The organism is Halomonas sp. 3D7M (assembly GCF_014897885.1).
In the GTDB taxonomy this organism is placed as follows: domain Bacteria; phylum Pseudomonadota; class Gammaproteobacteria; order Pseudomonadales; family Halomonadaceae; genus Vreelandella.
The window spans coordinates 12,430-14,597 of record NZ_JABUZF010000163.1 but is presented as its reverse complement, the minus strand read 5'-3'; the positions used below and the strand labels follow the sequence as shown (position 1 = coordinate 14,597).

2 protein-coding genes are annotated in these 2,168 nt (G+C 51.4%); both read right to left on the bottom strand.

All coding sequences use genetic code 11. The features are described 5' to 3' along the window. On the bottom strand, positions 1-970 hold a 970-nt coding region (locus INT22_RS08030; protein ID WP_264298819.1), incomplete at its 3' end, for an SLC13 family permease. A gap of 241 nt (positions 971-1,211) precedes the next feature. Then, positions 1,212-2,168, bottom strand: a 957-nt coding sequence (locus tag INT22_RS08025; protein WP_193068026.1) for an NADPH:quinone reductase, incomplete at its 5' end; no start/stop codon positions are given.

The following is a 2,168-nucleotide window of genomic DNA, read 5'->3' as shown; positions in this document are numbered from 1 at the left end:
CCGAGGGTTGTGAATCTGCATTTTCACTATCAGTCTCATCACTGTCTTTCTCATCTTTTTCGGATTCCGCAATCGCGCTCAGCCCTACTTTGTCTTCCAGCAGCTTAAGTTCATCAGGCCCTGCTTCCAGCAGCAAAATATCCCCTTCCCGAAGCACCCCGTGAAATGAGTACCCGGCGCGGCGATTATCTTCTCGTACCACAGCAAGAACCGGAATAGCCTCCTCTAGCTCATCATGTAGTTGCTGGAGTGTCAGACCATTAGCCTTTGACTCTTCTGAAACCTTTAGCTCAACCAAATAATTAGCAGTATCAAACATTTCTTCGGTTGAAGCCTGCCCACTGCGCTTAGGCGTTAAGCGCCAGCCCACAAGCACAATAAACGCCAGGCCGACTAACGCAACAGCAACCCCCACCGGGGTAAAGCTGAACATGCCGAAGTTTTCACCGGTGATATTACCCCGGTATGTGGCAATAATAATGTTAGGTGGCGTGCCAATCAGCGTGGTTAAGCCTCCCAGCAATGAACCAAACGCCAACGGCATTAATAACAGCGACGGGGATGTGTTGTGCTCTCGAGCAAGCCGCATGGCAACGGGCAACAGTAACGCCAGTGCCCCTACGTTATTCATCACCCCAGAAAGCACCACGACCGTACCCACTAATACCAGCAACTGCAGTAGCAGCCGTTCACCTACTTTGAGCACTTGATTGGCGATAATATCGACAACACCCGAGCGCTCAAACCCTCGGCTAATGACCAATACCGCGGCCACCGTAATCACCGCCGGATGCCCAAAGCCTTTAAAAGCTTCATCGGTGGGCACAAGCCCAAGCATTACCGAGCCGAGCAACGCCGCAAGCGCAACGAGATCATAGCGAAATCGCCCCCACATAAAAGCGGCAAGCGTTAATCCCAAAATGATAAAAACCAACGTGCTAGGCGCAAGCCCAATGCTTTCCATTGTCATGCGGTGTCCCTCTCCTTGTGTGGGTACGCTCGGCTGAGGCGCCAACTCACTAGCAACACAGTAGATGATGACTATACGGCCGTATAGCCCTAGCAGCGCAGAGCAACAAAAGAACGTTGGAGCAATAAAATGCCTGGCGTGGCCAGGCATTCATAAAAAGTGATTAAAGAACGACTAAGCCACGCAGCTCACTCCATGTTGCAAAAAGTGGCTGTAAAGCGTGGTCGTTTAGTCAGGTGAGTTAAGGAAGTAGCACGGTCGAGCCAGTTGTTTGACGGCTTTGCAGGGCATCTTGAGCCTTTCCTGCGTCCTGAAGCGGGTAGCGATTTGCTACGTCAATACGAAGTTTGCCGCTTTTGATCATGCCAAAAAAGTCATCGCACATCATTTCAAAGCGTTCACGGGTGTCAGCATAGCCGTTCAAACTTGGGCGGGTTACAAAGAGCGCGCCTTTTTGGTTCAGAATACCTATATTCACCCCGTCTACGGGACCAGACGCATTACCAAAGCTGACCATTAGCGAACGAGGCTTTAGACAGTCTAACGACATTTCCCAGGTATCTTTTCCTACGGAGTCATAAACCACATCGCACATTTCGCCATTGGTTAGCTCACGCACCCGCTCTACCACATTCTCTTCGCTGTAGTTGATCGTTGCCCATGCACCGTTGGCCATCGCCAAGTCTGCTTTCTCTTTTGAGCTAACCGTCCCAATCAGCTTAACACCAAGCGCCTTGGCCCACTGGCAGGCAATCGAGCCAACGCCTCCAGCAGCGGCATGAAAAAGAATGGTCTCACCGCCCTTTAGCTCATAAGTTTGCCGCAGCAGATACTGCACGGTTAACCCTTTCAGCATACTGGCCGCAGCGGTTTCAAAATCAATAAAGTCCGGCAGCTTAATCACCTTGGCCGCTGGCAAGGTATGCATCTCTGCATAGGCACCCAATGGCCCTTGTGCATACGCTACCCGGTCACCCTCTTTTAGATGGGTAACACCTTCACCCACAGCGTCGACAATCCCTGCACCTTCGGTGCCTAATCCAGAAGGCATAGATGGCGCAGGATAGAGCCCGGTACGAAAGTAGATATCAATAAAATTCAGGCCCACCGCTTTATTAGCAATACGCACTTCACCGCTGCCGGGTGCCTTAGGCGCTGTGTCGACCCACTCCAATACATCTGAATCGCCCGTTTTTGA